Source organism: Chryseobacterium sp. NFX27 (assembly GCF_049887855.1).
GTDB lineage: Bacteria > Bacteroidota > Bacteroidia > Flavobacteriales > Weeksellaceae > Chryseobacterium.
Genome location: NZ_JAGEKK010000044.1, coordinates 1 through 1,073, shown reverse-complemented (window position 1 = coordinate 1,073; position 1,073 = coordinate 1). Strand labels below are relative to the sequence as shown.

Here is a 1,073-nt window from a genome sequence, read left to right as displayed (position 1 = left end):
TGTCTCGTCCTGAAAATCCGATACAGATTAAAGGACAAAAATAAATAATTAAACCAGAGCAAATTTGTTTTTGCTTTGGTTTTTGCTTTTATAAGTTTTCATTTTGATTTCCTTTTGTTTATGCATTTGATTTGGGGTTAAATAATGATTCGAAAAATGAGGTCGTAATTCATTATAAATTCCAATAGCTTCATTGACTATTTTTCTTCTAAGGGAAGTTTCAAGATCATATTTATCGATATCAAATTCTTGTTTTAAAATACCATTCACTCTCTCTGCAACAGCATTTTCGTAAGGGTCTGAATTCTGTGTCATACTGCATTTTAATTGATGCTTTTTCAAAATCCTTTGATACTGATTTGAACAATATTGTAAGCCCCTGTCAGAATGATGAATCAGTGGTTCTTTTTTAATGTTATTGCTCTTTAATGCCTTTCTCAATGCTACGAGGCTGCTTTCTGTATTAAGGTTGTCTGCAACATGATATCCAACGATTTTCTTGGAATAAGCATCGGTTATCAGGCTTAGATAACTTGGCTTTTTTCTATTCCCGATATAGGTAATATCTGCTACCCACACCTGGTTGGGTTTGTTTATGCTATAATCCAGAATCAGGTTTTTATGCTTTCTGAATCGATGATGAGAATTCGTTGTGATACAATAGCTTCTCTTGGGAATTATGAGTAGATGATTAGCTCTCAGAATATCAAAAAACTTATCCCTCCCTATTTTCAAGGATCTTAAAGGTTCCTTTAAAAGAAAATACAGCTTCCTGCCTCCTAATTTTGGCATTTTTACACGAATATCTTCTACCAGTTTTATCACTTTCGAAGCTTTGCTTTGTGAGCTTTTATACCGTTTGATACTTCTATAATAGACTTGTCTATCCAATCCGAACAATTCGCAGGTAAAGATTAGCGTTTCTTTTTCTTCACTGCGGAAGCGGCTGATTGTTCGGATGGTAAGTTTTTTCTGATATCAATATCATATTCTTTCTCGGCAAGATTAATCATCATATCGAAAAATATGACCTTTTTATCTGCAATGTAAGCCTGTTTCTCTAAAAATGCTTT

The 1,073-nt window shown here is 33.4% G+C and carries 1 protein-coding gene; it reads right to left on the bottom strand.

The annotated features are described in order from the left end of the window. Nucleotides 1-48: 48 nt before the first annotated feature. On the bottom strand, nt 49-915 hold the full coding sequence (locus J4Q03_RS21305) for an IS3 family transposase (RefSeq protein ID WP_426050109.1): 867 nt from the start codon (nt 913-915) through the stop codon (nt 49-51). Nucleotides 916-1,073 lie beyond the last annotated feature (158 nt).